Origin of the sequence: Paracoccus ravus, from assembly GCF_004522175.1 — a bacterium.
In the GTDB taxonomy this organism is placed as follows: Bacteria; Pseudomonadota; Alphaproteobacteria; order Rhodobacterales; family Rhodobacteraceae; genus Paracoccus; species Paracoccus ravus.
Genome location: NZ_SDEB01000025.1, coordinates 1 through 25,881, shown reverse-complemented (window position 1 = coordinate 25,881; position 25,881 = coordinate 1). Strand labels below are relative to the sequence as shown.

22 protein-coding genes and 2 pseudogenes are annotated in these 25,881 nt (G+C 64.0%); 2 read left to right on the top strand and 22 right to left on the bottom strand.

Annotation, left to right across the window (positions count from 1 at the left end; translation table 11 throughout):
• Positions 1-24 precede the first annotated feature (24 nt).
• Positions 25-1,269: a Zn-dependent hydrolase gene (locus tag ESZ60_RS16590; RefSeq protein ID WP_134681837.1), complete on the top strand. Its 1,245-nt coding sequence runs from the start codon at positions 25-27 to the stop codon at positions 1,267-1,269.
• 39 nt (positions 1,270-1,308) lie between these two features.
• Here the strand turns inward: ESZ60_RS16590 and ESZ60_RS16585 are convergent, their stop codons facing one another.
• The 20 genes from ESZ60_RS16585 to ESZ60_RS16490 form a co-directional block, all read right to left on the bottom strand.
• Positions 1,309-2,244: a LysR family transcriptional regulator gene (locus ESZ60_RS16585; protein ID WP_134681836.1), complete on the bottom strand. Its 936-nt coding sequence runs from the start codon at positions 2,242-2,244 to the stop codon at positions 1,309-1,311.
• A 95-nt stretch (positions 2,245-2,339) separates the two neighbouring features.
• A complete protein-coding gene (locus tag ESZ60_RS16580; RefSeq protein WP_134681835.1) occupies positions 2,340-3,572 on the bottom strand; it encodes a trypsin-like serine peptidase in 1,233 nt (410 codons plus the stop codon).
• A gap of 14 nt (positions 3,573-3,586) precedes the next feature.
• On the bottom strand, positions 3,587-4,873 hold the full coding sequence (locus ESZ60_RS16575) for an SGNH/GDSL hydrolase family protein (protein ID WP_134681834.1): 1,287 nt from the start codon (positions 4,871-4,873) through the stop codon (positions 3,587-3,589).
• Positions 4,874-4,896: 23 nt separating this feature from the next.
• Positions 4,897-5,658, bottom strand: a complete 762-nt coding sequence (locus ESZ60_RS16570; RefSeq protein ID WP_134681833.1) for a hypothetical protein — start codon at positions 5,656-5,658, stop codon at positions 4,897-4,899.
• 39 nt (positions 5,659-5,697) lie between these two features.
• Complete coding sequence (locus ESZ60_RS21100) at positions 5,698-7,032, bottom strand: hypothetical protein (protein WP_209021329.1); 1,335 nt, start codon at positions 7,030-7,032, stop codon at positions 5,698-5,700.
• A gap of 92 nt (positions 7,033-7,124) precedes the next feature.
• Entirely contained in the window at positions 7,125-9,800 is a 2,676-nt protein-coding gene (locus tag ESZ60_RS16560) for a S8 family serine peptidase (protein WP_134681832.1), read from the bottom strand.
• A gap of 184 nt (positions 9,801-9,984) precedes the next feature.
• Complete coding sequence (locus ESZ60_RS16555) at positions 9,985-10,533, bottom strand: DUF2076 domain-containing protein (RefSeq protein ID WP_134681831.1); 549 nt, start codon at positions 10,531-10,533, stop codon at positions 9,985-9,987.
• 22 nt (positions 10,534-10,555) lie between these two features.
• On the bottom strand, positions 10,556-11,272 hold the full coding sequence (locus ESZ60_RS16550; RefSeq protein ID WP_134681830.1) for a Bax inhibitor-1/YccA family protein: 717 nt from the start codon (positions 11,270-11,272) through the stop codon (positions 10,556-10,558).
• A 19-nt stretch (positions 11,273-11,291) separates the two neighbouring features.
• A complete protein-coding gene (locus ESZ60_RS16545) occupies positions 11,292-12,065 on the bottom strand; it encodes an anti-sigma factor family protein (protein WP_134681829.1) in 774 nt (257 codons plus the stop codon).
• Positions 12,049-12,582, bottom strand: a complete 534-nt coding sequence (locus ESZ60_RS16540) for a sigma-70 family RNA polymerase sigma factor (RefSeq protein WP_134681828.1) — start codon at positions 12,580-12,582, stop codon at positions 12,049-12,051. The genes ESZ60_RS16545 and ESZ60_RS16540 overlap by 17 nt, the downstream gene beginning before the upstream one ends.
• Positions 12,583-12,637: 55 nt before the next feature.
• On the bottom strand, positions 12,638-14,218 hold the full coding sequence (locus ESZ60_RS16535) for a ribulokinase (RefSeq protein WP_134681827.1): 1,581 nt from the start codon (positions 14,216-14,218) through the stop codon (positions 12,638-12,640).
• Between the two features lie 2 nt (positions 14,219-14,220).
• On the bottom strand, positions 14,221-14,916 hold the full coding sequence (araD, locus tag ESZ60_RS16530; RefSeq protein WP_134681826.1) for an L-ribulose-5-phosphate 4-epimerase AraD: 696 nt from the start codon (positions 14,914-14,916) through the stop codon (positions 14,221-14,223).
• 62 nt (positions 14,917-14,978) lie between these two features.
• On the bottom strand, positions 14,979-15,917 hold the full coding sequence (locus ESZ60_RS16525; protein WP_134681825.1) for an ABC transporter substrate-binding protein: 939 nt from the start codon (positions 15,915-15,917) through the stop codon (positions 14,979-14,981).
• A 38-nt stretch (positions 15,918-15,955) separates the two neighbouring features.
• On the bottom strand, positions 15,956-16,939 hold the full coding sequence (locus ESZ60_RS16520) for an ABC transporter permease subunit (protein ID WP_134681824.1): 984 nt from the start codon (positions 16,937-16,939) through the stop codon (positions 15,956-15,958).
• Positions 16,936-18,471, bottom strand: coding sequence for a sugar ABC transporter ATP-binding protein (locus tag ESZ60_RS16515; RefSeq protein WP_134681823.1), 1,536 nt, complete (start codon positions 18,469-18,471; stop codon positions 16,936-16,938). The genes ESZ60_RS16520 and ESZ60_RS16515 overlap by 4 nt, the downstream gene beginning before the upstream one ends.
• Positions 18,468-19,241 carry a DeoR/GlpR family DNA-binding transcription regulator gene (locus tag ESZ60_RS16510; RefSeq protein WP_134681822.1) on the bottom strand — a complete coding sequence of 258 codons (774 nt, stop codon included), beginning with the start codon at positions 19,239-19,241 and terminating at the stop codon, positions 18,468-18,470. Before ESZ60_RS16510 ends, ESZ60_RS16515 begins: the two co-directional genes overlap by 4 nt.
• Positions 19,242-19,373: 132 nt before the next feature.
• The gene (locus ESZ60_RS16505; RefSeq protein WP_134681821.1) at positions 19,374-20,177 is read right to left on the bottom strand and encodes a transporter family protein; all 804 of its coding nucleotides are present in this window, start codon (positions 20,175-20,177) and stop codon (positions 19,374-19,376) included.
• 191 nt (positions 20,178-20,368) lie between these two features.
• On the bottom strand, positions 20,369-21,580 hold the full coding sequence (locus ESZ60_RS16500; RefSeq protein WP_134681820.1) for an AGE family epimerase/isomerase: 1,212 nt from the start codon (positions 21,578-21,580) through the stop codon (positions 20,369-20,371).
• 76 nt (positions 21,581-21,656) lie between these two features.
• Positions 21,657-23,240 carry a DHA2 family efflux MFS transporter permease subunit gene (locus ESZ60_RS16495; protein ID WP_134681819.1) on the bottom strand — a complete coding sequence of 528 codons (1,584 nt, stop codon included), beginning with the start codon at positions 23,238-23,240 and terminating at the stop codon, positions 21,657-21,659.
• A gap of 2 nt (positions 23,241-23,242) precedes the next feature.
• Entirely contained in the window at positions 23,243-24,445 is a 1,203-nt protein-coding gene (locus ESZ60_RS16490; RefSeq protein WP_245155741.1) for an HlyD family secretion protein, read from the bottom strand.
• Positions 24,446-24,647: 202 nt separating this feature from the next.
• Between ESZ60_RS16490 and ESZ60_RS16485 the strand changes: the two genes are divergently transcribed.
• Positions 24,648-25,271: a TetR/AcrR family transcriptional regulator gene (locus ESZ60_RS16485; RefSeq protein WP_134681818.1), complete on the top strand. Its 624-nt coding sequence runs from the start codon at positions 24,648-24,650 to the stop codon at positions 25,269-25,271.
• A 117-nt stretch (positions 25,272-25,388) separates the two neighbouring features.
• Here ESZ60_RS16485 and ESZ60_RS21880 read toward each other — a convergent pair.
• Positions 25,389-25,670: pseudogene (locus tag ESZ60_RS21880) on the bottom strand (hypothetical protein); the annotation flags it as partial.
• Between the two features lie 59 nt (positions 25,671-25,729).
• A pseudogene (locus ESZ60_RS16480) lies at positions 25,730-25,881 on the bottom strand (IS3 family transposase); the annotation flags it as partial.

Here is a 25,881-nt window from a genome sequence, read left to right as displayed (position 1 = left end):
AAAAATAAAGAACGAGGTAATGAGATGAGTTTCTCTGCAGAGACTCGCGTGGATCTCGCACGCTTCTGGTCCACCATTGAACGCTCGGCCGAGATCGGACAGGGACGTCCGGGCGGGCTGGCCCGCCTGACCCTGACGGATTCCGATCGCGAGATCCGCGACCAGTTTGTCGCGTGGTGCCGCGAGGCCGGGCTGAGTGTCGAGATCGACGAGATGGGCAATATCTTTGGCCGCCGCGACGGGCTTGAAAACGACCTGCCCCCCATCCTGATCGGCAGCCATCTCGACACCCAGATCAATGGCGGGCGTTTCGACGGAATCGCGGGCGTTCTGGCCGGGCTTGAACTGGTCCGCAGCCTGAACGATGCGGGCCATGTCACTCGCCGCCCCATCGTGATCGTGGACTGGACGAATGAGGAAGGCGCGCGGTTCTCGCCGCCCATGGTCGCCTCGGGCGTCTATGTCGGGAAATATGACACGCAATGGGCGCATGACCTGATCGCCGACGACGGCGCGCGCTTTGGCTCGGAACTCGAGCGCATCGGCTATCGTGGTGAGCAGACCTGCAAGGCGGGCGAGATCGACGCCTATTTCGAACTGCATATTGAGCAAGGCCCGATCCTTGACGCCGAAAGGCGCGAAGTGGGCGTGGTGACGGGCGGCTATCCCAGCCACGGGATGCGCGTGATGTTCAAGGGCCAGACCGCCCATACCGGCCCGACCCCCATGGACCTGCGCCACAATGCCTTGATCGCAGGCGCGCGCTGGCTGACCGCGGTGGACGATATCGGCTGGGAATTCGCGGTCCATGACGGCAAGGCCACCGGCTCGCGTCTGGCGGCTTGGCCGAACAAGCCGGGGATCCTGTCGGAATCGGCGCAATGCGTCGCCGATGTCCGCCATCCCGACCCGATCACCGCACGCGTCATGGCCGAAAAGATGCGCCGCGCCGCGCAATCCGCAGCCGCCATGGCCGGATGCGAGGTCGAGGTCGAGGACGAATGGACATGGGGCGGAGACATCTTCGACGCCGGGCTGATCGGGCTGGTCCGTGAGGAAGCGGTGCGTCAGGGCTGGAACTGGCGCGATATCCAGTCGCAGGCCGGGCATGACGCCTATCACATGGCGACGCATTGCCCGACGGCGATGATCTTCACCCCCTGCAAGGGCGGGATCACCCATAACAGCGAGGAAAACTGCGACCCCGAGGATTTCCGTGCCGGTCTGAACATGCTGCTGCACGCGGTGGTGCGGCGCGCCGACCGCTGATCTGCCTGACGCCGCGGCCCAGTCACCGGGCCGCGGCGTTCACGCCATCCCGGGATAGAGTTTGAGCAGCTCATCGAGCAATTCGACGAATTGCCGCTCGGGAACGGTCAGATCATCCATTGCGCTATAAACCAGAAACACATCCGCCCCCAGCGGTTGTCCGGCCAGACGCAACGGCCAGAGCTGACCCGCCTCGACGGCATCGCCGGCGGTCAGGTCGGGCAGGATCCCGATGCCCAGCCCCGCGATGATCATGCGGCGGATCTCGGCCAGATCATGGCTTGAGCCGCTGATCCGGCGACCTAGTCCAAGCCCGTCGCGCAGCATGACCATGGGTTCCAGCCCCTGCCCCTCGGTCGCGCAACTGAAGGTGACAAAGGGCTCTTGCGCCAATTCGCGCAATTCGACCTGGGCCTGCCCGAACAGCGGATGCTCGGCCCCGCAATAGACGCTGAACTCTTCGCGAAACAGCGGCCGGCATTCCAGATTGATGATCGGCTTGTTGAGCAGGCAGATGCCTATACCGCTGCGGTCCTGCGCGATCTGGCGCACCGTCTCGATCGAGTTCTGCACCTGAATCCGCCAGCTGATCGAGGGGTGGCGCTGGTGATAAAGCCGCAGCGCCTCGTCGATCAGCGGCGAATGCAGACGGCTGATGATATTGAGCCGCAATTCACCGAATTTCTCGTCATTGCTGTCCTCGGCAAGCTGCGAGATCCGGTCCACGCCGCGCAGGATCTCGGCGCATTCCTGATAGATCTTTTCCCCGCGCAGCGTCAGCGCGAAATGCCGGCTGCCGCGAAAGACAAGCTGACAGCCCAGCTGATCCTCGAGCTTTTGCAGCGCGAGACTGACCGAGGGCTGGCTCATGTTCAGACGCTTCGCGGCACGGGTGATGCCCCGCTCTTCCGCGATGGCGTGGAAGCTGCGCAGCAGGTTCCAGTTCAGTTCAGCAAGTGTCGATCGTGTCGGCATCGGCTTGTTCGCGAAAATCTGGGCATGCCCACATCGCACCGATTTCAGCCATAGGCAACCGCTATGGGACCAATGACCGCCCCGCCGAGACGCGGCTAGGCCTGCCAGGTGATGCCCGGAACATCCGCGAAATCCTCCCGCAGCGCGGCAAGCACATGCGCCCAGTTTTCCTTGCGCGCCATTCCGCCGAAATGCAGGCCCAGCACGGTCGCGCCGCTGTTCTGGAACTCGACGACGCAGGAGCCGGAATTGCCCCCCAGCGTGCTGGCGTCATGGCTCATGACCCATTTGCGCGGATCGCCGGCCAATTGCCCCGGCCCCGCCTCGATCATGCCGGGCGCCCATCGCTTGCTGCCAAAGCGGTTTCGGAACAGTTTTTCAAGGATTTCAGCATATTCATGACCGGGTCGGGGCGGCTCCGCATCGGGCGCGCCGGCATCCGTGAAGGGTTGCGCCGGAAAACCCATCACATAGATCTGCGGCTGGCCCGCCCCGACCAGGCTGGCCGCGGGATCGGGTGCGATCGCGAGCGGCTTGGGAAGATCCGGCGCGGCCTCAAGCTCGAGGATGGCGTAATCGGGATTGTTGAAATTGATCATCCGGTTGATCGCGGCTGATCCGGTCTTGAGAACTCGAGCGGGTTTGTGGATTCGCTTGCCGTCGCGCTGATACTCGCCGACGAAATCGATCTCGACATCGAATTTCCAGGCCCAGCCGCCGGGCGAGGCCGTGGCGATCGCTTCGAGCACATGGCGATTGGTCAGCACGAGGCCCTCGCCGATCACAAAGCCGGTTCCGACACGGCGCGGCGACCCGTCTTCGCCGAGAAAGGCGGGCAATTGCACTGCGCCCACGGAAAGGGCGACCTGATTGATCCCCGAGATCAGGCGCGCCGCCGGTTCGCGCCAATGCGCGCCCCGCTCCGAGGTCAGGTCGGGCGAAGACAGATCTATCGTCCCATCCTGAACGAACAGGACCGGACGGCTGCCATCCGCCTCGATCACGGCCTCGGTCGCAAAGGCCTCGGCCGATGTCAGCGCCGCGCCCTGCCCTTCGGAGTCGAGCTTGCGCAGCGCCTCTTCCGCATCATGGATCATCCGGTCCACATCGGCCTCGTCAACCTCGCCATCCGTCTCGGCAAGGCGCTTGAGCAGGGCCGTGGCCTGTTCCAGACGGCCCTTGGCGTCGGACACACCCGTCGGGGCGGGAGGGCTTTCCACCCCTTGCGAGGCCGTCCCGCCGCTGCCCGGCACCTCCATCCGCCGCAAAAGCTCGCCCGGCGACGGCACGACGGACCAGTCGGAATCGACGCGCATAAAATCATTCATGGCTGTTTCCTTGATCAAGGGCCGTCGGCTGCGCCGCGGCGTGACAGGACAATCTGGATCAGAGCCGCTTGCGTCGGGTCGGCGCTGCCGCTTTCGATTTGCCCGCTGCTGGCAAAGCCCGCGACAATGGCGCGGCCCTTTTCCTCAAGCTCGGGGTAAACCCCCGAAATGCTCGAGGGAAAGACCATCGGCTCGGAGGGAGATGACAGGTCGCCGCATTCCGCCAGAGCGGCCCTGCGGCCGATCTCGCGCAGCAGCACCGGCTCGTCGAACGGCGCGGTATCGGGGCGCGGCACCGCTTCCGGAGCCGCCTCGACCACCGCCATCTCGGCCACGCCCCCAAGCGGCGGGACGGCCATGCCGAGCGCTTTGGAAATGGCCTCGACGAACAGCGCGGCGACGCGGCGATAGCCCGCATCGGTCGGGTGCAATTCATCATGCCATTGACCGGCAGCCACCGTGCCGCGCGTGTCGATGACGCGGACCTGAGGGAAGCCTGCGGCGACCTCGGTCAGTGCCTTGTGGAACCGATCGACGATCGCCCGGATGATCGCCCTTTGCAGACCGGCATCGCTAATGCCCAGAGCCTGCATCGGCTGACCCAGCCACCGCCCCCCTGCTGGCAGGGCATAGTCATAGACATGGGTCAGGACCGGCACCTGTGGCGCCACTTGCCGAAGCCGCGCGAAAAGCTGGCGATAGCCGTCCAGCACGACCCCGAGATTCTCGTCAAAGGCCCTGCCGAGATAATCGCCCGCGCCCAGACCCGGCTCGAAGCGGCGCAGCGCGCGGGCAAGGTTCGCGGCACCCAGAAGGTCATTGCCACCGCCGCTGAGAAGGACCGCTTTCGGCCGCTCCTGCACGACGGCGGTGATCAATTCGCCCTGCCGGACGATATCGGACAAAAGATCCCCCGCCGCATCCAGCGACATTATCGCATAGGGCCCGGACAGCCAGTCGATCACATCGGTCAGCAGGAACGGGTATTGAAACCAGCTGTCCCCCTCGGACACGATGCGGAGGACCGAGCCGTCCCGGCTGCGCCTGCGATAGCGCTGCATCCGCCGCCAGCGGTCCAGCCCGTTCAGCGAGGCGAGAGCCACCGCCGCCTCGACCATCCCCTCCACGACCTGCTGCGGCACGGCGCGGATCTCGGGCCGGAAGGCTCCGGAGACGGCCTCATTGGCCATGAGATAGGGCCGGATCTGCTCGTCGGGGACATCCGGATCCAGAAGCCGCCTTTCAAGTTCGGCAGCCTCGATCTGCGGCAGGGGGCCGGCAATTTCGCCGATCTGGTTCATGGCTCGCTCCTGGGTGCAAAGGATTAGAGCTTGGCCTCCTGGATGAAGGCCAGCGCATCGGTTGTCAGTCTTTGCTTCAAGGGTTCCTCAAGCACGGCCAGCAGGCCGTTATTGGCGCTGAAGGTCGTGGTGGCGCTTTCGAACTCGGCGGTCGCATCGGTGATCGACAGGAAAAGCACATTGGTTTCGTCATTCTCGACCATCAGCCGCGCCGCGACATGGCGGATCACGCTTTCGCTTTCATCCGAACTGACCGCGGCGAAATGCATTTCCCGCGATGAGAAATGGCGCGATTCCTGATCGAAGAGCGTGATCCAGGATCGGTCGGCATCCATGTCCTTGATCTGTTCGAGCAGGCTGATGATCACCGGGCCCACGCCGACCCCGCCAAGCGCGGTCATCAGAAAGGGCACCAGCGCCTTGTGGACCATCACGCCGCGCTTGCGAAAGCGGTTGAGCGTGGTCGCCGTCTGCGAGGCCCGGAAGCCAAGCTTTCCGAGGCTCTGCTGATAGGCTGCGAACCAGTCCTGCTCGTCATCGCCCTCTTTCATCGCGGCATCCGCGGCGCGACCGGCAAAGATCAGCGCGAGCGACAAGCCGCCCCTGACCTCCATCCGGGCGGCCGAATAGTCGATCAGCGTATTGCCGCTGACCACCCCGTCGGGCAGCTGGTCCAGGGCAAGGGGCGGCGTTCCCTCGGCTTCGATCATTGCCGCGGTTTCGACCCCGCCGCGCAGGCTCAGCGGGGCGGCTTCGACGAATTCAAGGGCATTCGCATTGGACATCGCGCGATCTCCTGGGGTTGCACGCGGGAAAGCACCGGCTCAGACTTGGGCGATGCCATTGTTGACCAAGGCCTTGAGCATGACCGCCGCGCCGCATTGGCGCGAGACGGCGGTGGGGCTGTAGCGCCCATCCGCGACATATTTCCCCTTGCTGTAGTGGTTCGAGAAGCTCCACAGATAGGGTGAAAAGATCCCCCGCCGGCGATAGCCGAAGCCGTTATAGGCCTCGAACCGGTAGAGCGTGCGCGGGATGCTCCAGTCCGATTGGTTGGCATGGCCCGATTGGGTGATCGCATCCACAGCCGAGGATTGCCAATCATTCGGCGGGCTCCAGGTCACGGGCCTTCCGCGCGGAACCTGAACCGTCCGGGCGGAGAGCGGATCGCCATTGTGAAGATGCCCGGTAAAGCTGAAGCTGGCCTCGAGCGCATGAACGATCCCGATGAACCACCAGGGCGCACGGGTCTTTGCGGCAACGACCTCATAGCGTGGCCGGCCATGCAGCAGCCGATTGACATGCCAGGCCACCTCGCCCCGGCGTTCTTGACGGATCTGGCAGCTTTGCCACAGGCGGTTATACTCGTCGCCCAGTTCGGCCGGACTTGGCGCGGCTTCGACCATCTCGGGATCGTCGGCCCGGGGCTGGCGCGCGTTTCGTGCGAGAAGCTCGGTCAAGGCATCCTGCGCCGCCAGAAGATCGCGCAGCACCGGCCCCTCGGTCGCGCCCGCGCCCAGCGCCGCCAGTGCATTGCGCACCAGCGTTTCCTCGTCGGGAATATCCTCGGCAATCTCGACGGATTCGACCGATCCCAGCGCGCCGATCGCCCAGGGCTTGGCATCGTCGTAATGCGCCTTGGTCGCCTTGACCGAGATATGGCAATGCTTGCTATGCGGGTTTCGCCCGGTATAGGCCCGCCAGGTCCAGGGCGCGGCATTCCCGATGGCCGAGGAATTCGCGATCCGACGGTTCCAGATCAGGTATTTGATGCGCGGATCGCGCGAGGCGTGAAGCGCGGCGATCAGCCGCCCGGCATCGCAGCCATTGCGGGGATCATGGGTGATATCTAGCGCCGAAACCACGCCCATCGCGCCTTCCCTGATATGCGGATTGTGGTCCGAGTTCCGGCTCCGGTGTAAGGCATCTCCGATGGTTCCATCACTCGCCTTGCTCCGTCCCGGCGCGGCCGCGTTGACCTGCTTGCGCAAGCTGTCGAGCGCCCCGCAATTGCGCCAGGGCGGCGGGCCTTCGACCGCGCCCTCCGGACCTTCTTCCGGCATCATGTCCTCGGGCAGCCAGTCCTCGGGCGGCATTGCCGGATCGGCATGGCCATCGGCTTCTTCGAGTTCGGTTTCGATTTCGAGTTCTTCGGACATTTTCGGAAATCCTTGCTATTCGGGTTGAACGGGATTTCGAATTCCAGAGCGGATGCCGAGATTGCTTCTTGTTACGTCAGACGCCCCGCCACTCAGGGTTGCCTGCTGACTTCGCGAAAAAAGGTGACGGCATTGATCGGGCCATAGCCGGATTCGAAATTATGCATCTTTGGAAAATCCTGCGTCGAGCGGTTCAACATCTGACGCAGCTGATTTGCATTGAACTGCCTGCGGCCCTTCTGCTTGTGGCGATAGGACAGGGCCAGGGCAAAGACCCCCGTGACATGCGGGGCGGCCATCGAGGTGCCGCTGGACAATCTTGCGGCGCTCGGGCCCTGATTGCTGCCCGCCGCCACGATCCTGTAGCCCGGTGCGCAGACATCGGGTTTGGCGCCACCATAGCGCGTCGGCCCGCAGGACGAGAAATCCGAGATGCAGGCATTCAGGTCGCAGGACGCGACCGTTACGACCGTTTCCGCCGTTCCGGGGACCGACAGGGTGTAGTTCCGCTCGGGCGTGACGAAACGCAGCGGCGAGTTGATGCGCCGCTCGAACCACAAGTCCAACACCTTGTCGACGCTGGCCAGCTGCACGGCCCTGACTTCGAGGCACCAGAGCCCGCCATGGATCATGGCTGCGCTCTGGGCGATCTCGACCGCGAGCATGTGATCGCCATTATCGGGGTGATATCGCGTCAGCCGCAGCGACACGAGATTGCCGCCCAGATCATCCAGCGCCGTCGGCTGATCCGGGCTGACCGCAACCGAAGCAGCGCCTATCCCCGCCGGCGCATGCAGCCGGAATTCCAACTCGTCGCGGCAGTTGAACCATGCTTCGAGATAGTCGCGGTCGCGGGGCAGCGGATCGGATTGCCATTCGATCCGCTGCCAATCCGTAGTCGGCGCCAGACGGGCATGGCCGGAACTGCCCCGTTCGTTCCCCGCCGATTTGACGATGACCTGACCGGGGCTGCGCCCGATCCCGGTAATCGCGTCGATGGCCGCCTCGAGCGTGGATTTTCCGTCATGCGCCCCGGCATTGCAGCCAAAGCTCATATTGACGACGACAGGAAGCGGCGCGGCCAGAAGCGGATTGCCGCCCTTGGCGACCTCGGTGATGAAGCTCAGCGCATCGACATGGCTGATCGAATAGCCCACGCTTTCCGGATTGTCCGGGGCGACCGAGAGATGCGGGATCACCACCAGAATGCGCGCATCCGGGGCCACGCCGCGCCCCACCGATCCGAAATCCCGTCCCGCCGCGATCGAGGCCACATGAGTGCCATGCCCACCCTCATAGGGGTCGCGTAGGATCGCGGGGATTTGGCCCTGCCCAGACCTGTCCGCAATCAGCGCGGCAATTTCGGCCCCGGTATAGAGTCTGCCGTAATCTTGCGTGAATCCCGGATGGACCGCATGGGGACCCTGCCCCCCGCCATCCGCCTGATGCCAGATGCCGATGATCCGGCTTTCGCCATGCGCGTCCAGAAAGGCCTCGTGCAGAATGTCGATGCCGGTATCGATCACCGCGATCAGGGCGCAATCGCCGCGCTCGGTGGCATTGTCCGGCGGGTGGCTAAAGGCATTTTCCTGCTGCAGCCGGGCGTCGTCCGCCTGGATGAAGTTCAGCGTGTCGACAAGCTCGGCCGCGCCCTCTTCACGCCCGATCGCGGCGAACTTGACCGCCGGATCATGTGTCAGCAGATCAAGCTGTTCGGCGGTGAGCCGGGCGGTGAGGTAATTCTCGACCCGGGACTGGATGCGGATGCCTTCGGGGGGCGTCCAGCCCCATTGATCGACCTCGATCAGCACCGGGATCAGGCTTGGACGCGGTGGCGAGAGGGATTCTGTCGCGGACTCGATGCGTCGCTCCATCACCAGTTTCTGAAAGGCGACCGTCGCCTGCGCCGTCTTGGTCAGGGTCGAGCGCTGTTTGCGAAGCGCGTCCACATTTCCGGCACCAAGCCGGCGCAGGACGCGCAGATAGGCGTCGATCTCATGGGCGCGCAGTTCGGGATAAAGCCCCTGCAAGGTCGCATCCACACCCCGCCCCGCAAACAGATGGGCCGTCTCGGCCGAGGCGGCGGTTCGATCCATCCATTCGACATCGTGACGCAGATCGACCAATTCGTCGCTCTCGACCGGGGCGGCAAGCGCCCGAGGCATCTCGCCCACCTCGCCCCATTCGTTGATCCATATGGTGTGGCCCAAAGCCGAGAAACCCGCGACCAGACGTGCAAAGAGGTCGTTGTCATTGACCACCCGGATCACGTCGAGGAAATCCACCGGGGTGACGGGATTGACGACCCGAGGCGCGCCAAGCGCCACCACTTTTGCGCGCCGTCCGAGTTCAAGCGCACCCAGCGTCGAAAGCCCAGCCCCGATGCCGTGGCCCGTCAGATAGAGGCCGCGCCCGCCCTGATCCGACACCATGGCGGAAAGCGGATCAAGAAAGGGTTTCAGCCTGTCGAAGCATCCCTGATGGGCTTGCCCATAGGGGCGCGAAACCGCGTCATCCCGCGCCAGCGTCGTCCAGTCCAGGCGGCTGCTGCGACTGCCGAACACGGCGATCTGCGCGACATCGTTTTCCGCCAGAAGCAGAACCGTATCATCGCGGAACAGGATCCGAGGCTCGGCAATTCCCCAATATTCGCGCACGCATTCGCGAATATAGTCTTCGTCCCGTTTCAATAACTTCGACGCAAGTGCAAAACCGTAGCATTGCGCAGGATCGAAGCCCTTTTCGGGAAAGGTCAGCTCGATCAACATTTACGCACCAGAATACGAAATAAAACACCAAAATATTATCAAATTTCGAAAGAATTGCAATTGATTCTGCGGCGCGTTCCGCTGTCCGACCCTAGCCAGTCACGCCCGAGAAAATCATCTTCCGGCCCGTAAGATGCAGCGCATTCTGCTAAAAAGACGCCGCCTCAAAGGGCGGCGTCCTGTATCAGATTTCTTCGTCCCAGCCGCCGGCATCCTCGAAGGCACCGGCATCTTCCTCTTCCTCCTCCGGGGCGGGGGCGGCTTCGGCCTCACCGGCAAACATGCCCATCACGGCATTGCCCAGCATCATGCCGCCCGCGACGCCCATCGCGGTCTGGGCCGCGCCGGCCAGGAATCCGCCGCCACCTTGGCCGTGCCCGTGATGCGGGGCCATCGGCATGGAGCCCTGCCCATAGCCCTGCGGACGGGGTGCCGGACGCGGCGCGGGGGCGGCGGCGCCACCGAACATGCGCGACAGAAAGCCCCCCTGCCCTGCGCCCTGACGGGCGGATTGCAGCTGATATTCCAGTTCTTCGAGCCGCGCCTGCGCCGCGTTCAGGGCCTGTTCCTGCACGATCACGGTTTGGGCCATGAAATAGGGCGCGCCCGGCTGACGCATGATCTGCCCCGAGATGAACTGTTCGGCTTCGGCATCGCGCTGCGCGCTTTGGCGCTCGACCTGCGCAAGCTTGTCGAACAGACCCTCGATGGCCTGCCTGTCATTGTAATCCATGCCTCGTTTTCCTTCTGGCGGGTTATTCCTCCTGCTGGCCGGTCAGGCTCAGCAGAAGCTGGAAGATGTTGATGAAGTTCAGATAAAGCGACAATGCGCCCATGACGGCCAGCTTCTGGCGGGTCTCGCCGTCGTGATGCTCGGCATATTGCAGCTTGATCGACTGGGTATCCCATGCGGTCAGGCCGACAAAGACGATGATGCCGATGATCGAGATAGCGAATTGCAGCGCCGAAGAGCCGAGGAAAATGTTGAGAATGCTGGCGATCACGACACCGATCAAGCCCATCATCAGGAAGCTGCCGAACTGGCTCAGGTCACGCTTCGTGGTGTAGCCGTAAAGGCTCATGGCCGTGAACATGGCCGCCGCGCCGAAAAAGGCACGCGCGATCGAGGCTCCGGTATAGACCAGAAAGATCGAGGCCAAGGACAGCCCCATCACGCCGCAGAACGCCCAGAACAGCGTCTGTGCCGTCGCCCCCGAGACGCGTTCGATCCGGAAGGACAGGAACATGATGAAGGCGAGCGGCGCGAGCATCACGACCCATTTCAGCGGCGTGCTGAAGATCGGGACATAGATGGCCGGGACCGACGCCACCAGCATCGCAACGATCCCGGTCAGCGCCAGGCCAAGACCCATGTAATTGTAGATGCGCAGCATATGGGCGCGCAGCCCCTCGTCATAGATGGCAGCAGACTGGCCGAAACCGGCACTGCGCCCGCGGGTGATATGATCCATTCCCGTTCTCCGCTGTTGATCAGTAAAGGGTCGATGACAGGCTTTCCGCTGTCTTCAGGAGTTCGGCCGGAGGGCCGCTTTCGGCGATCAGCACATGTGCCGTCTCGCCCAATTGAAACCAGGCGACATTCTGGCCGCGATGTTCTTCCAGATGTGGCAGGGTGACGTCGAAACCGCCGGTCCGCACCGCGAAATGCGTCACCCGGCCCAGATCGCCCGCATCAAAGACGATCTCGACGCCCGGCCCCTGGGGCGAGGGAAAGATCTGTGCGTCGCGCATCTGCCAGTCCCGGTCAAAGGCGGGCAGCAGGATCCCGGTCGCGGCCCGCAGTTCGGCCGGATCCAGATCCGGCGTCTGGGGCTGCGACCGCATCGGCAGCCGGATCAGGCTGGCTTCGCGCGCCGCAAGCGCCGCGGCGACCACTGGCGCAGGTTGCTGGGCCGCGACGACCCGACCGACCGAAAGCGGGCCAAAACCTTCATGTGCCAGCCAGCCCGTCGCCAGCAGCACGATCACGGGAACGATCCGGACCATGCGGCGCAGGCGCTGGTCGCGCCGCACGGCCCGGTCGAACCGCGCCGCCAGAGCCCGCTGCCTGCCGCTTGGTGCAGAGCCCGTGGCCAGCGCCAGCCGCAATTCGCGCCGGATCCGGATATCTTGCATCACGCGCGCCGCCTCGTTCGGGTGGCGGGCCAGGAATTCCTCGACATTCAGGCGCTGCCATTCGTCAAGCTGATCGTCGACATAGGCGTTCAGATCGAACTCCGATACGCCGTCACTTGCGGGATGCATCGCGTCCTCCCACCAGTTTCAGGGCCGGGGGATGGGCCCTGCCCTCTTCGAAATCGCGCAGGCGGGCGCGGGCGCGCGACACCCGCGACATCAGCGTCCCCAAGGGCACGCCCGCAAGTTCGGCGGCCTCGGCATAGCTCAGCCCGTCCACCGCCACGAGGTACAGCGCCTCGCGCTGGTCGTCCGGCAGGTCCGAAAATGCACGCTGCAGCTGCGCGAGGCGGACCGCCGCATCCTGCGGGGCGTCCATCGCCTCGGGGAGGGCGGCCGCGAATTCCTGTTCACGCCGGCGCTCGGCCTTGCGGCTGCGCAGGCGGTCCAGAAAGGTGTTGCGCAAAATGGCAAAGAGCCAAGCCCGAAGGTTGCCGCCCGGCCGAAAGCCGCGCCGCTTCTCATGGCCGCGCAGCAAGGCCTCCTGCACGAGGTCGTCGGCCTCGGCATGGTCGCGCGACAAAGCCAGCGCATAGCGCCGCAGCGCCGGAAGCTGGTCGGAAATCGGATCGGGCTTCGTATGCATGTCCGAGATATACGAAGCCCGCGCGGTTTCTCATCCCGCAGCAGAGAAAAAATTTCTAGCCGCGGCCCGCCTTGGCCAGCCGATTGGCGCGAAGCTGCGGCAGAACCGCCGCCAGATCGACCGGCCTGCCCTCGCCAAATCCGAAATAAAGCGCGCGGAAAAGCGCGAAGAGCGTGTCATAAGCTGCCCGCGTCTCGGGTCGCGGGACAAAGACCCGGCTCGGAGGGCAAAGCACCTTCTGGGCGGCATCGAAGCTTTCGAAAGCCCCGGCGGCGACGGCGGCAAAGATGCAAGCCCCCGTTCCCACGGGCGAGACCGCGGGCACATGCACCTCGCGGTTCAACACATCGGCATAGACCTGGTTCAGGACATCGTTCTTTTGTGGAATGCCCCCGGCATTGACGATGCGCGCGGTCGGCGCGCCGCCGCTTTCGATGCGTTCGGTGATGATGCGGACATGCATGGCCATGCCCTCGATGGCCGCATGCATCTCGTCGGCCGCGCTATGGTTCAGGTCCCAGCCCAGCGTCACCGCACCCAGATCCGAGCGCACCAGAACCGTCCGGTCGCCATTGTCCCAATTGATCCGCATCAACCCGCTGCCGCCCGGCGGCATGGTTTCAAGCCCCGCACAAAGCGTCGCGACATCGCTGCCCGCGCGTTTCGCGATGGCCTCGAAGACGTCGCCGGTGGCGGATTGCCCGGCCTCGATCCCTGCCCAACCCGGCAAAACGCTGCCCGGCACGACGCCGCAAAGTCCCGGAACAGGCGGGAATTCCGCCGGCCCCATGGCGATGATGCAGGTCGAGGTCCCGACGACGTTGACGATATCGCCCGGCCGCGCGCCTGCCCCGATTGCGTCCCAATGCGCATCGAAGGCCCCGACCGGGACCGGAATGCCCGCTTTCAGGCCCAGTTTCTCGGCCCATTCCGGCGAAAGATACCCTGCGATCGCGTCCGAGGTGACGAAGCGCCCGGCGAGCTTTTCATTGATCCCGTCGAACAGCGGATCGACCCGGCTCAGAAAATCCTGCGGCGGCAAGCCGCCCCAGCGGGCGCCATACATCCATTTATGACCGGCAGCGCAGATGCTGCGCGGCAGGGCCTCAGGTTCGGTGATCCCGCACAGCGTCGCTGCGACCATGTCGCAATGCTCAAGCGCGGTGGCGAAGCGGCCTCGCAATTCCGGGTTGCTGCGCAGGAAATGCAGAACCTTGGCATAGCCCCATTCATGCGAATAGGTCCCGCCGCACCAGTCGAGCGCCTCGAGCCCCTCGGCGCGGCCCAGCGCGGTGATCTCGGCGGCCTCTCGATGGGCGCGATGGTCGCACCAAAGGTAGTAATCTGCGAGCGGCTGCAGGTCCTTGTCCACCATGACCACGCTGGAGCCGGTGGTGTCGCAGGCCAGGGCCGCGACCTGATCGCCACGAATCCCGGCCTTGGCCACCGCCTCGCGCATGGCGCGGGCAAGGCCCTCCATGTGATCGGCATGGGCCTGCCCGCCCAGATGCGGATCGGCGGCGCTGCGCTTGAGCGGATAGCCCGCGGTCGCGCCGGCCAGCGTCGCGCCGGTCTCGGTTTCCATCAGGGTCACGCGCACGCTGAGCGTGCCGAAATCGACACCGGCGACGATCATGTTCAGTTCCCCTGCCCGTAGGTCGCCTGCGCGCCATGCTTGCGCAGATAGTGGCGGTCCAGCAGCGCCTGCGAGATCGGTTGCGGATCGGGATTCAGCGCCATGACATGCCAGGCCATGCGTGCGACTTCTTCGAGGATGACCGCATTATGCACCGCCTCGTCGGGCGTGCGGCCCCAGACAAAGGGGCCATGGCCCGCGACCAGCACGGCGGGAATGCTCAAGGGATCGGTGCCCGCGAAGGTCTCGACAATGACCTCGCCGGTCTTCAGGACGTAATCTTCGGCGATCTCTTCGGGGGTCAGGTCGCGGGTGACCGGGATCGTGCCGTAAAAGTAATCGGCATGGGTCGTGCCCAAGGCCGGGATCGGGCGGCGGGCCTGCGCCATGATCGTGGCATAGGTCGAATGGGTATGAATGACCGCGCCGATGCCTCCGAACGCGCGATAAAGCGCGGCATGGGTCGCAAGATCCGACGAAGGCCGCAGCCGATTGTCCAGCGCCCGCCCGTCTAGGCCGCAGGGCACCATGTCTTCGGCGGTCAGGCTGTCGTAAGGCACGCCGCTCGGCTTGATCAGGATGCGCCCCGCATCGCGGTCGATGCCGCTGGCATTGCCGAAGGTCGAGAGCACCAGCCCGTACCGGACCGTGTCCAGATTGGCCTGCAAAACGGCATTGCGGAGGGATTGGTCAGTCATGGGGAAGTGCCTTGCAGATAACGGAACGGGCCGCGCGGGGTCAGTCGCGCGGCCCAGGGGCCTTAGCGGGCGGCGGTCCAGCCCTGATAGCCTTCGATGTTGTCCTTGGTGATCAGCTCGGGCTCGAGCAGGACGGTGTCTTCGGCGGGCTTTTCGCCCTGCAGCACCTTGTAGCCAAGGTCGAGCGCCTGGCCCGCCATGGTATAGGGATCCTGCGAGGCCGAGGCCTTGATCAGCCCGTCGCCCGATTTCAGTTCGCCCTCGATATCCGGCGCGCCATCGACCGCGGTAATGATGAATTCGCTGCGGTTCGCCTGCTTGGCGGCAAGCGCAAAGCCGATCCCGGTCGGATCGTTGATCGCGAAGACGCCGTCGATCTTGTCAAAGCGGGTCAACAGGGTCTGGCCGACATTCATGCCTCCATCGCGCGAGCCCTGGGCGTTCTGGTCGTCCGACAGGATCTTGATCTCGGGATGCTTGGCGAACTCGTCCTTGCAGCCCTTGACCCGGTCGAGGATCGAGGACGAGGCCGGGCCATTCACGATGACCACGTCTCCCTTGCCGCCCAGATGTTCGGCGATATAGGCGCAGGCCTTTTCGCCGGCCTGGACGTTGTTGGTCATGACCGTGACATCCGCGCCGGGGGCCGAGACGTCAAAGGCCGCGACGACGACGCCCGCGTCCCGCGCACGCTTGACCGCGGGTGCGATGGCGGCGGCATCGACCGCGTTCAGCATGATGATATCAACGCCCGCGGCGATGAAGCTGTCGATCTGGCCGACCTGCTTGTTCAGGTCGTAATCGGCCGAAACCGAGGTGACCTTGACGTCGGGATTGATTTTCTTGGCCGCGTCCTCGATGCCCTTGATGGTGGCGACGAAGAAGGGGTTGCCCAAGAGACCGACCGAAATGCCGATGCTGTTGAGTTCTTTTGCCGCGACAGGCACTGCCGAGACAGCAGCCAGCGCGATGGCCGAAGCCAGGGTTTTCGCGAAACGCATGAGGTTCCCTCCCATTATATGCGTTGTTGGAAATTCGATCAGGTGCGCGCGCCGGTCTGGCGGTAGCGATCCAGCGCCACGGCGGCGATGATGACGAGGCCCTTGACGATATATTGCCAGATATCCGACACGCCGATCAGGATCAGCCCGTTCGACAGGACGGCGATGATCAGCGCGCCGATCAGTGTGCCCCAGATCGAGCCGACGCCGCCGACAAAGCTCGTGCCGCCAAGGATCACCGCGGCGATCGCGTCAAGCTCATAGGCTTGGCCCAGTTGCAGCCCGTTCGCGGCGTAAAGCCGGGCAGCCGCCATGGCCCCACCCAGCCCGGCGAAAAGCCCCGAGACGCCATAGACGAAGAGCAGCACCAGCGGGACCTTGATCCCGGTCAGGCGCGCCGCCTCGGGGTTGCCGCCGGTGGCGTAGATCCAGGTGCCCAGCACGGTGCGTTTGAGGATGAACCAGGACAAGAGCACCACGGCCACGGCGATGATCGCGAGCCAGGGGATCCCGAACAGGCTGCCATTTCCGATCACGTCAAAGGGCAGATCCGCATTGAACACCGTCGTGTCATTGCCGAGAAGTCGTGCAATCCCCCGCACCGCGGTCAATGAGCCCAGCGTCACGATAAAGGGTGGCAATCGCAATGCCGAGATCAGGATGCCATTGGCGAGGCCGCAGGCCAGGCCCACGCCCATCGCGGCAGGAACGCCGAGCCAGCCGATTCCGGGAAGCAGCGAGACGATCACCGCGACCATGGCCGAGGTCGCTAGGATCGAGCCGACCGACAGGTCAATCCCCCCGGTCAGGATGACGAAGGTCATGCCCGAGGCCAGAACGATATTGATCGAGGCCTGCTGCATCACGTTCGAGATATTGTTCACGCTCATGAAGCGCCCGCTCATCATCTCGAAGACGATGGCCAGCAGGATCAGCACCGGCAACATGCCGACCACGCTCATCATGCTGCGGAGGCGCTGCTTGGCGGCGGCCGAGGTTGGGGCGGTATTCGTATCTGTCATTGCATTGCTCCTTCCTGGGCCGGGGCGGGTTCGGAAACCGAGCCGGTCGAAAGCTCCATGATGGCCTCTTGACTGATCGCCTCTCCGGGCTGGGCGGGAACCTGCCCGGCGATATGGCCTTCGCGCATGACCAGCACGCGGTCCGAGACGCCGATGATCTCGGGCAGTTCGCTCGAGATCATGATGACGCCGACGCCCTTGCGGGCCAGCCCGTCGATCAGCTTGTAGATTTCGGATTTGGCGCCGACATCGACGCCGCGGGTGGGCTCGTCAAGGATCACGACCTTGGGCCCGGTTTCCAGAAGCCGCGCGATCAGCACCTTCTGCTGGTTGCCACCCGACAGCCCGCCGACGGGCATGCGGGCATGGGGGGCCTTGACCGCAAGCGATTTGATCGCGTCATTCGCACGCCGCGCGGCGGCGCGGAAATCCAGCCGCCCGCCGGATTTCGCGTCCTTCTCGATCACGCCGATATTGACGTTTTCAAGGATTGACATGTCGAGGAACAGGCCGAGCTTTTTGCGATCTTCGGTCAGATAGGCAATGCCCGATGCGAGTGCGGCGCGCGGGCTCGACGTATCGACCGGCTGGCCGTCGATCGCGACCGTGCCGCTGATGCGGGCATCCGCGCCATAGATCAGCCGGGCCAGTTCCGTCCGGCCCGAGCCGACAAGACCGGCGATGCCCAGAACCTCGCCGCGGAAAAGATCGAAGGAACAGCCCTTGACCAGCCCGCCATCGGACATGTCGCGCACCGAGAAAAGCGGCGTGCCGCTGTGATCGGGCGAGGCGAGATGTTCCTTCTTGTAGAAGCTGTCCAGATCGCGCCCGACCATCATCGACACGAGCCGCTGCGCCGACAGGTCCGAGCGATCCAGCGTGCCGATATAGACGCCGTCGCGCAGCACCGAGCAGCGGTCGGCCAGGGCATAGACCTCTTCCATGCGGTGGCTGATATAGATGATCGCGATGCCGTGGGATTTCAGACGGGCGATGACTTCGAAAAGTCGCTCGGTCTCTCGCGCGGAAAGCGAGGTCGTGGGCTCGTCCATGACGATCAGCCGGGCATCGGTGGTCAGGGCGCGGGCGATCTCGACCATTTGTCTTTCGCCAAGCGACAGGTCGCTCACCATCGTCTGTGCGCTGAAATGGACGCCCAGCCGATCAAGGATGGGCTGGGCCCGTTCCAGCGCGGCGCGGCGGTTCAGCACGCCGCGGCTGGCGATCTCGCGGCCAAGGAACATGTTTTGGGCGACCGTGAGATTGGGCGCGAGCGACAGTTCCTGATAGATCACCGCAACGCTGCCCGCGGCTTCTTCGCGGGACTTGCCCTCGATGATGACCGTGCCGCCCGGGTCGGCGATATAGGCGCCCGAGAGGATCTTCATCAGCGTCGACTTGCCCGCGCCATTCTCGCCCATCAGGGCGTGCAGCTCGCCCGGCAGGACGGTCAGGCTGACATCCTTGAGCGCGCGAACTGCGCCGAAGGTCTTGGAGATGTTGCGCATCTCGAGGATCGGGCTTTGGCTCATTGTTCCCTCTCGATCTGGGCGATGGTGATTTCGACGCCCGCGCGTTCGAGCATCCTTGCATGGGCGTCCGACAGGCCGTCATCGGTCACGACGCGGGCGATCCGCGAGAATGGCAGGGCGACGGTCGGCGGATGAACCGAGAACTTGCGGCTGTCGGCCAGGAGGATCACCTCGGAAGCCGTCCGGCTCATCTCGTCGCAGAGCCGCACAAGCAGCGGATGCTGTTCCAGGATACCCTGCTCGCTGATCCCCAGCGCGCCCACAAAGAATTGCGCCGCATAGAAACGGTGGCTGGTCGTCGCGACATCGTAAAGCAGCCCCGGCTCGCGATGCAGGTCGCCGCCGCCGACGGTCAATTGGCAGGTGCCGTGCTCACCCAGATACGAGGCCAGCGGCAGCGAGTTCGTATAGACGCGCAGGTTGCGATGGGCGATGCGACAGCCGAAATGGAAGCAGGTCGACCCGGCATGGACGATGATGGAACTGCCGTCCTGCACCAGCTTTTCGGCCTCGCGGGCGATGGCGCGCTTGGCGGCGACGGCAATGTCGCGATTTTCGACGAAAGGCAGAGAGGCGGCGCGGACGCCCCGTTCGACTGCGGCGACCCCGCCATAGACCTTGCGGGCCCGACCCGCCTCGTTGAGCTTTTCGATATCGCGCCGGATCGTCGCGCCCGAGACACCGATCAGGTGCTGAAGGTCACGCACCGATGCAAAAGGTCGCTCATCGAGCAGCATGACGATTTTTTCCTGGCGCTCGAAATCGGTCACATCGGTCTCAGAATCGCTTCAATCCTGAGCAAAGGCTATCTTGAAGGGCTCGGTATGTAAATACTTTGTCACAGATTGCTCATACTGCGTCGCAGCATGAGCAATCCTGTTTCATTGCGTCGGTTCCGGCGGTCAGCCTTTGGGATAGAGGAAGACCACTGCGGCGCGCATGCCCCAATCGTCGGCGGCATTTTCGGGTGCATCCGCCCAGTAGCGCGCACCAAGCTGAAACTGCACCGGGCGGCCATTCAACTTGGTCAACTTCGAGACCGCCATGTTGATCGGCACACTCCATTCCTCGGCTTTCCAGTCATAGGTGCTCTCGGTATTCAGCGAGAAGGTCCAGGAGGTCGGCGTGGTATAGGTGACGAAGGGCTGCAGGAAGGTCGAGCTGACATCCGAGCGATCGTCTTCGCCGGCGACGGACCAGATATGGTTGGCAAGCCCGCCCAGCGTCCAGGGACCGCTTTGCTTCAGCACGACCGCGGTCGGGCCGATGCCCCATTTCTCGCCACCCAGCAATTCATCCGTCGCGGTAGGCAGCAGGAAGACCGGGCCCACGCCCCAGATCAAGCCGCCCGGGCCGGGCTCTTTGGGCGAAAAGAAGAAGCTCGCGACGGTATCGCCAAGCCCCGATTGGCTGCCCGAATCCCCGGCGATGTCGTCTTGCCAGACGAAGGGGACGATCGTCCGCGAGATCACGTTCCAATCCGCATTGAGCGAGATCGGGATGACCGGTTGGAAGTTCAGGACCGTGCGGTCGCCATCGTTCGGCCCGTATCCACTATCATGGTTCAGCTGGAACGGGACGCTGATGAGCGAGGCGACAGGGTTCGAGAGCTGCTTGGCAAGATCCTCGGAATCCTGCGCCGAGGCCGCCGTCGCGGCCAGCGCAAGCCCCGTCAAAAGGCCGAATGCGTTCGCGAATGAAGTCATGGCAGTCAACCTTTCCACTTGGTTTCAGTGAGGCGGTCTTCCGACGAATGCCCGGCGCGCCGGCCGGGTCAGGCCAACGATTCGTCGGCAATTGCAATGGATGCTAGCAATTGGCCGGGAAGTCACCTAGCCCCCGGCCACAATCGGCACTTGCACTGTTGCAGCCGCGCCGCTGAAGCGCGATCCGGGCCTCAGCCCGGAACCGGCCACATCATGCCCGCCGGGATCAGGCAGGCTTGAAGCGCGTGATAGATGTCGGGTTTGCCGGCAAAGACACCTGTGGCAGGGCGGCCCTGCGCGTCGATCTGATGGAACCAGCCGCCATGCTTGTGGTCGATCAGGAAGCGATCGGTGAAGTCCCAGACCTCGGCACAACGCGCGCGGAACCAGGGATCAGGGCGACATTCATCCAGCGTCGCCGCGGCCGCGATTGCCTCGGCGCAGGGCCACCACAGGCGCCAATCCCGCGAGACCGCACCCGAATTGTCGAGCGTATAGGCAAAGCCTCCATCGGGCAGCCAGCCCAGTTCGAAGGCGCGTCGGAACAGGCCCTCGGCCGCTTCGGGCATCCAGTCATCCCGCCGCCCGTTGCGCTGCCACAATTCCAGAACGAGACGGCTCCATTCCAGAGCATGGCCCGGCGTGGTCCCCGAGGGACGGAACATGGCGTCACCGTCGAAATCGGGATCCTCGCGCCAGTCGCGGGTGAAATGCTCGGGCACGACCCAGCCGGCATCTCGGGCGTGGCGGTTGATGAGTCGCTCGGCAATCCCGAGCGCCGCGGCCAGATGATCCGGATCCCCCCAGGCGGCATGGGCGGCCAGCAGCGCCTCGGTCAGGTGCATATTGGCATTCTGCCCGCGATAATCCAGCCCGTCGGACCAATCCGCCTCGAACGTGTCGCTGACCGCGCCATGATCTTTGTCCCAGAACCGTCCCATCAGCGCATCCAGCGCAAGGTCGCGCAGTTCCGTCGCGCGGGGATGGCCCGCGCGATGCGCCGAGGCCGCCGCAAGCAGCACGAAGGCATGCCCGTAAGCCTGCTTGCGCGAATCCACCGGGCCGGCATCGTCCACCGACCACCAGAAGCCGTCATGCACCGGATCATACTGACGGTCGAACAGCCAGTTCATGCCGTGATCGACGATGGCGCGGCCCTGCGGATGACCGGCGTGAACGGCCAGCGCATAGGAATGGATCATACGGCAGACATCATGCAGGGCACGCTCGGCCCCCTGCCCGCGCGGTGTATCGGCAAGTGGCTGGCCGGTCAGGTCCAGCGTGCGGAAACCGCCGCTGGGATCCAGGCCCGCCGCATGGAAATCCCATAGCCGGTGGGCCTGCGCGATCAGCCAGTCCCGATCCGGCGCCTTGGCGCTGCCCCATGAATGTTGGTTCGACATCTGGCTGTCCTCATCTGCCCGCATCGCCCGAGTAATGCGATGATCCGGTAGCAAGGAGCAAGCCCGCGGTGACGGCTCAGTGCCCCCCGCCGCCTCCGCCTGCCGCTGCCGGCTTCTCGACGAATAGCAAGAGCGCCCCGAGGCCAAGGAAGATCCCGGTCAGAAGGACAAAGATATCGGCCAGCGACATGACCACGGCCTGAAGGCGGACCATGCCATTGATCGTCGCGAGCGCCGCGCCCTCGGCGGCCTGGCCCAGCTCGGAATAGATCCGGGACAATGTGCCGATGCTTTCCATCGCACTCGCATTGCCCGCGGTCACCCCCTCGGCCAGTCGGGAAAAGTGGAAATCCTCGCGATTGGACAGGATCGTGTTGATCAGCGCCAGTCCGACCGCGCCCCCCAGATTGCGCGTCAGGTTGAACAGGCCCGAGGCGTTCTTGACCTTGTCCGGCGGCAGCATTCCCAGCGCAATGTTCGACACCGGAACCATGCAGAGCATCAGAGACACACCGCGCAGGATCTGCGGCAGAAAGATCTCCCAATAATCCCAATCCTCGGTCAGCCCGGTCATCATCCAGCAGCTTGCGGCAAACATCACCAGCCCGATCCCCATCATGATCCGCGGATCGGCACTGCGCGAGAAACGTCCCGCAATCGGCGCGGTCAGGAACATCGAGATCCCCGAGATCATCATGGTCTCGCCGATCTGCAGCGAATTGTAGCCCCGGACCCCGGACAGATAGACCGGAAAGATATAGATCAGCCCGTAAAGTCCGATCCCCAGCCCAAAGGAAAAAAGCGATCCCATCACGAAATTCTTGTCGGCAAAGGCATCGAGCCGGACCACCGGCTCTTCGGCCGTGAAGGCGCGCCAAAAGAACAGAAAACCGCCCAGCACCATCATTGCGGTCATCAGGACGATGAACTCGTCGGCGAACCAGTCCTCTTTGGCGCCTTCTTCCAGGACATATTCCATCGAGCCCAGGAAAAGCGCGAGACCGATGAATCCCAGCCAGTCGAAGCGGTTGAAAAGGCTCAGGTCGGGCTTGTCGAAATCGATCAGGGTAAAGGCGGCAACCGTGACAATGATGCCGGGAATGACATTGATCAGGAACAGCCAGTGCCAGCTCATGAATTCGGTCAGATAGCCGCCGAGCGTCGGTCCGACGGTCGGGGCCAGCGTCGCGACAAGCCCGATCATGGGCGAGACGATATGCATCTTCGAGCGCGGAAAGATCGTATAGGCGCAGGCAAAGACCGTCGGGATCATCGCGCCGCCAAGGAAGCCCTGCAGCGTGCGCCACAGGATCATCTCGCCGATCGAGCTGGACATGGCGCACATCAGGCTCATCAGCGTGAAACCCGCCGAGGAAATGGTAAAGAGCCAGCGCGTCGAGAGCATGCGCGACAGATAGCCCGAAAGCGGGATCATGATGACCTCGGCAATCAGATACGAGGTCTGGATCCACGGGATCTCGTCGCCCGAAGCTGCCAGCCCGGACTGAATTTCGGGCAACGAGGCCGAGACGATCTGGATATCCAGGATCGCCATGAACATGCCCAGCACCATCAGTAGGAAGGTGACAAGGCGGCGCGGGTCGATCCGGTCCTGATCCTCCGCTGCCGGGCCCGAGATGGCCCCTGCCTGGGCCGCCATGGTCAGCCTCCGCTACGGGCGAGGGTCTTCAGCGCCCCGCCCTCGCGCTGGCTGACGGCCGGAGCTTCGGGCGTTTCGGCGGGGGGGCTCTGCGGCGACACCGCCGGCTCCTCGTCCAGGCCGGTGCGGATATCGACCGAGACGATAACGGACATGCCGGGGCGCAAGGGCAGCAAAGCGCGGTCCTTGTCATCGATCGAGATCCGAACCGGAACGCGCTGCACGATCTTGGTAAAATTGCCTGTGGCATTCGAAGATGGCAGCAGGCTGAAGACCTGCCCCGTCCCTGCCGTCAAGCTTTCGACCCTGCCCCGCAAGGGATGATCCGGCCAGGCATCCACGGTGACCAAGACCTCGGCTCCGGGCTTGACCTCTGCGATCTGGGTTTCCTTGAAATTCGCCTCGACATAGATGTCGGCCACCGGGACCAGCGTGCCGATCCGGGTTCCGGATGTCACGAAAGAGCCCGGTTCGATCTGCCTTTCGGTCAGGATGCCGGCAAAGGGCGCGCGGATCTCGGTGAATTCCAGGTCACGCTCGGCCTGACGGATGGCGGTCTGCGCCGCACGGATCTCCAGCCGGGCGCTTTCGCCGCGGGCTTGCAGCACGCTCAACTCGGCCTGGCTTTGGGCGATGGCGGATTGCGCCATGCGGACCTGGGCAGCGGCCGATTTCGCGGTCGCTTCAGCGGCGTCCAGCGCGGCCTGCGTTCCCGCCGACGAGGATTTCAGTTCTTTCGCCCGGTGATAGGCTTTCTGCGCGCCGTCATTCGTGGCCTCGGCCGCGGCAAGAGAGGCATCGGCCTGCGCGATCGCGGCGCGGTTCGAGACGATCTGCGCCTCGATCTGGCTGACCGCCGAATTCGCGCTGGCAAGCGTATTGCGCGCGCGTTCCAGGGCCAGAAGTTGATCCTCGGGATCGATCCGGGCGATGAGCTGGCCCTTGGCGACGGGAGCATTCGGGGCAATCAGCAGTTCCGAGACATAGCCCGTCGCCCGCGCCTGCAAGGTGATCAGATCGGCCTGAAGATAGGCGTCATCGGTTTCCTCGTGAAAGCGGCCGTGACTGTACCAGCCCCAGCCCGCATAGCCCGAAAAGGCAAGCACAGCGGCGCCGATCAGCAATAGCACCCGCTTGGCCTTGCCTGCCTTTGGGGTCTCTGCCCCAGCCTGCGCTTGCGCGCCCATATCGTCCTTGGCTGCCATGATCCGGCCTTTCTGCAGCGCGCCGCTCGTTGTGGGGTTCCCTTCCGGGAAACGCCCGATGCGCGAATGCGCGAATCCGCCTCTCGAGGCAGAAGCACCATACCATTGACCGAACCGTTCGGTCAATGGTATGGTCGCTTGCCGCAGCGGGTGTTTTTGCATTGAATGCGGATCAGGATCACAGAGTTTGGAAAACCGCGACATGAGCGATGAACGGCCGGTCGTACCGGGCGAGGAAAACCCCAAGCGCCAGCAAATTCTGGACGGCGCACGGCAGATGTTCCTGTCAAAGGGCTTCGAGGGCGCTTCGATGCAGGATATCGCCAGCGCGGCAAAGGTCTCGAAGGGAACGCTTTATGTCTATTTCGACAATAAGGAGACCATGTTCGAGGCCCTAGTGACCGAGGAATGTAGCCGGTTGCAGGAAACCGTCCGCCGCATCGGAACCGGAACCGGAAGCGTCGAGCAGGAATTGCGTGAAATCGCGCGCCAGATGCTTGAGACTTTGCTGCGCCCCCAAATTCTCGCGGCAATCCGCGTGATGATCGGCGCGGGCGAGAAATTTCCCGAGCTTGCGCGCAAGATTTACGAGGCCGGCCCCGCCAGATCGGCGACCACCATCGGTGATTACCTGCAATTGCGCGCCGCCCGCGGAGATCTGCATGTCGAGAACTGCGCTGCCGCGGGCAGCCTTTTCGTGGATATGGTCCTGACGGGGCTGCAACGCCGCGCGCTTCTGATGATGCCCCCGCTCGCTCCCGCGGCGTTGGAGGATTACCTCGCGACTCGCGTGGCGCTCTTCGTCGCCGGCCATGCGCCTCGGTGACCTTGCCCCGTGATCCCGGACCGGGAGTTGTTTTAGTCTCATGGCAAGGTGGCGAAGTTTGAGAAGCAATCGGCCGCAGGTCAGGCCAGGTGCGCAGGAGCCAGGCATAACCGGTGCCGGGCAATAGCGGGAATGCGTGTCGACGATGGTCAGGATCCGCAGCTTTTTGAGACCTTCATGCAAATCCGTTCCAACGTTCGGACCACATCTTCGCCACGATATTGCAACCGCTGCCTGGGCGATGGACTTTGTCCATGACCAGCTGGCTTTGGGACCCGACGGCTTCCGCACGGTCGTCACGCAGTTTAGCCTTCACTCGCTTAGGGGTTTTGTTCCGCAGCTGCAACCTAACGCTCTATAGACATTGTAGACCATCTTGATGCTGACCTCCCAGCCTTTGACCTGCCCCCGCGAAGTCCCTCACCTAATGTATGACCTGCCCCCCGGTCGTCGCTCGTTCATAACGAGAGTCCTTGGGGTTGATAGCGGTCGGTTTCCGGTGTGGCAAGCGCGCCGGGCGCGTTGCCATCAAGTAGCTCAAGCGTCCGGGGCGCTTCTGCTGGTGTTCTGTTCCCCAGCGAGGAATGCGGCCTGACGTTGTTGTAGTCGT

What these genes read in the sequence shown, in the direction of transcription:
- ESZ60_RS16590 (WP_134681837.1), top strand. Translation starts at nt 25, where the DNA reads ATGAGTTTCTCTGCAGAGACTCGCGTGGATCTCGCACGCTTCTGGTCC.
- ESZ60_RS16585 (WP_134681836.1), bottom strand. Translation starts at nt 2,244, where the DNA reads ATGCCGACACGATCGACACTTGCTGAACTGAACTGGAACCTGCTGCGC.
- ESZ60_RS16580 (WP_134681835.1), bottom strand. Translation starts at nt 3,572, where the DNA reads ATGAATGATTTTATGCGCGTCGATTCCGACTGGTCCGTCGTGCCGTCG.
- ESZ60_RS16575 (WP_134681834.1), bottom strand. Translation starts at nt 4,873, where the DNA reads ATGAACCAGATCGGCGAAATTGCCGGCCCCCTGCCGCAGATCGAGGCT.
- ESZ60_RS16570 (WP_134681833.1), bottom strand. Translation starts at nt 5,658, where the DNA reads ATGTCCAATGCGAATGCCCTTGAATTCGTCGAAGCCGCCCCGCTGAGC.
- ESZ60_RS21100 (WP_209021329.1), bottom strand. Translation starts at nt 7,032, where the DNA reads ATGTCCGAAGAACTCGAAATCGAAACCGAACTCGAAGAAGCCGATGGC.
- ESZ60_RS16560 (WP_134681832.1), bottom strand. Translation starts at nt 9,800, where the DNA reads ATGTTGATCGAGCTGACCTTTCCCGAAAAGGGCTTCGATCCTGCGCAA.
- ESZ60_RS16555 (WP_134681831.1), bottom strand. Translation starts at nt 10,533, where the DNA reads ATGGATTACAATGACAGGCAGGCCATCGAGGGTCTGTTCGACAAGCTT.
- ESZ60_RS16550 (WP_134681830.1), bottom strand. Translation starts at nt 11,272, where the DNA reads ATGGATCATATCACCCGCGGGCGCAGTGCCGGTTTCGGCCAGTCTGCT.
- ESZ60_RS16545 (WP_134681829.1), bottom strand. Translation starts at nt 12,065, where the DNA reads ATGCATCCCGCAAGTGACGGCGTATCGGAGTTCGATCTGAACGCCTAT.
- ESZ60_RS16540 (WP_134681828.1), bottom strand. Translation starts at nt 12,582, where the DNA reads ATGCATACGAAGCCCGATCCGATTTCCGACCAGCTTCCGGCGCTGCGG.
- ESZ60_RS16535 (WP_134681827.1), bottom strand. Translation starts at nt 14,218, where the DNA reads ATGATCGTCGCCGGTGTCGATTTCGGCACGCTCAGCGTGCGCGTGACC.
- araD (WP_134681826.1), bottom strand. Translation starts at nt 14,916, where the DNA reads ATGACTGACCAATCCCTCCGCAATGCCGTTTTGCAGGCCAATCTGGAC.
- ESZ60_RS16525 (WP_134681825.1), bottom strand. Translation starts at nt 15,917, where the DNA reads ATGCGTTTCGCGAAAACCCTGGCTTCGGCCATCGCGCTGGCTGCTGTC.
- ESZ60_RS16520 (WP_134681824.1), bottom strand. Translation starts at nt 16,939, where the DNA reads ATGACAGATACGAATACCGCCCCAACCTCGGCCGCCGCCAAGCAGCGC.
- ESZ60_RS16515 (WP_134681823.1), bottom strand. Translation starts at nt 18,471, where the DNA reads ATGAGCCAAAGCCCGATCCTCGAGATGCGCAACATCTCCAAGACCTTC.
- ESZ60_RS16505 (WP_134681821.1), bottom strand. Translation starts at nt 20,177, where the DNA reads ATGACTTCATTCGCGAACGCATTCGGCCTTTTGACGGGGCTTGCGCTG.
- ESZ60_RS16500 (WP_134681820.1), bottom strand. Translation starts at nt 21,580, where the DNA reads ATGTCGAACCAACATTCATGGGGCAGCGCCAAGGCGCCGGATCGGGAC.
- ESZ60_RS16495 (WP_134681819.1), bottom strand. Translation starts at nt 23,240, where the DNA reads ATGGCGGCCCAGGCAGGGGCCATCTCGGGCCCGGCAGCGGAGGATCAG.
- ESZ60_RS16490 (WP_245155741.1), bottom strand. Translation starts at nt 24,445, where the DNA reads ATGGCAGCCAAGGACGATATGGGCGCGCAAGCGCAGGCTGGGGCAGAG.
- ESZ60_RS16485 (WP_134681818.1), top strand. Translation starts at nt 24,648, where the DNA reads ATGAGCGATGAACGGCCGGTCGTACCGGGCGAGGAAAACCCCAAGCGC.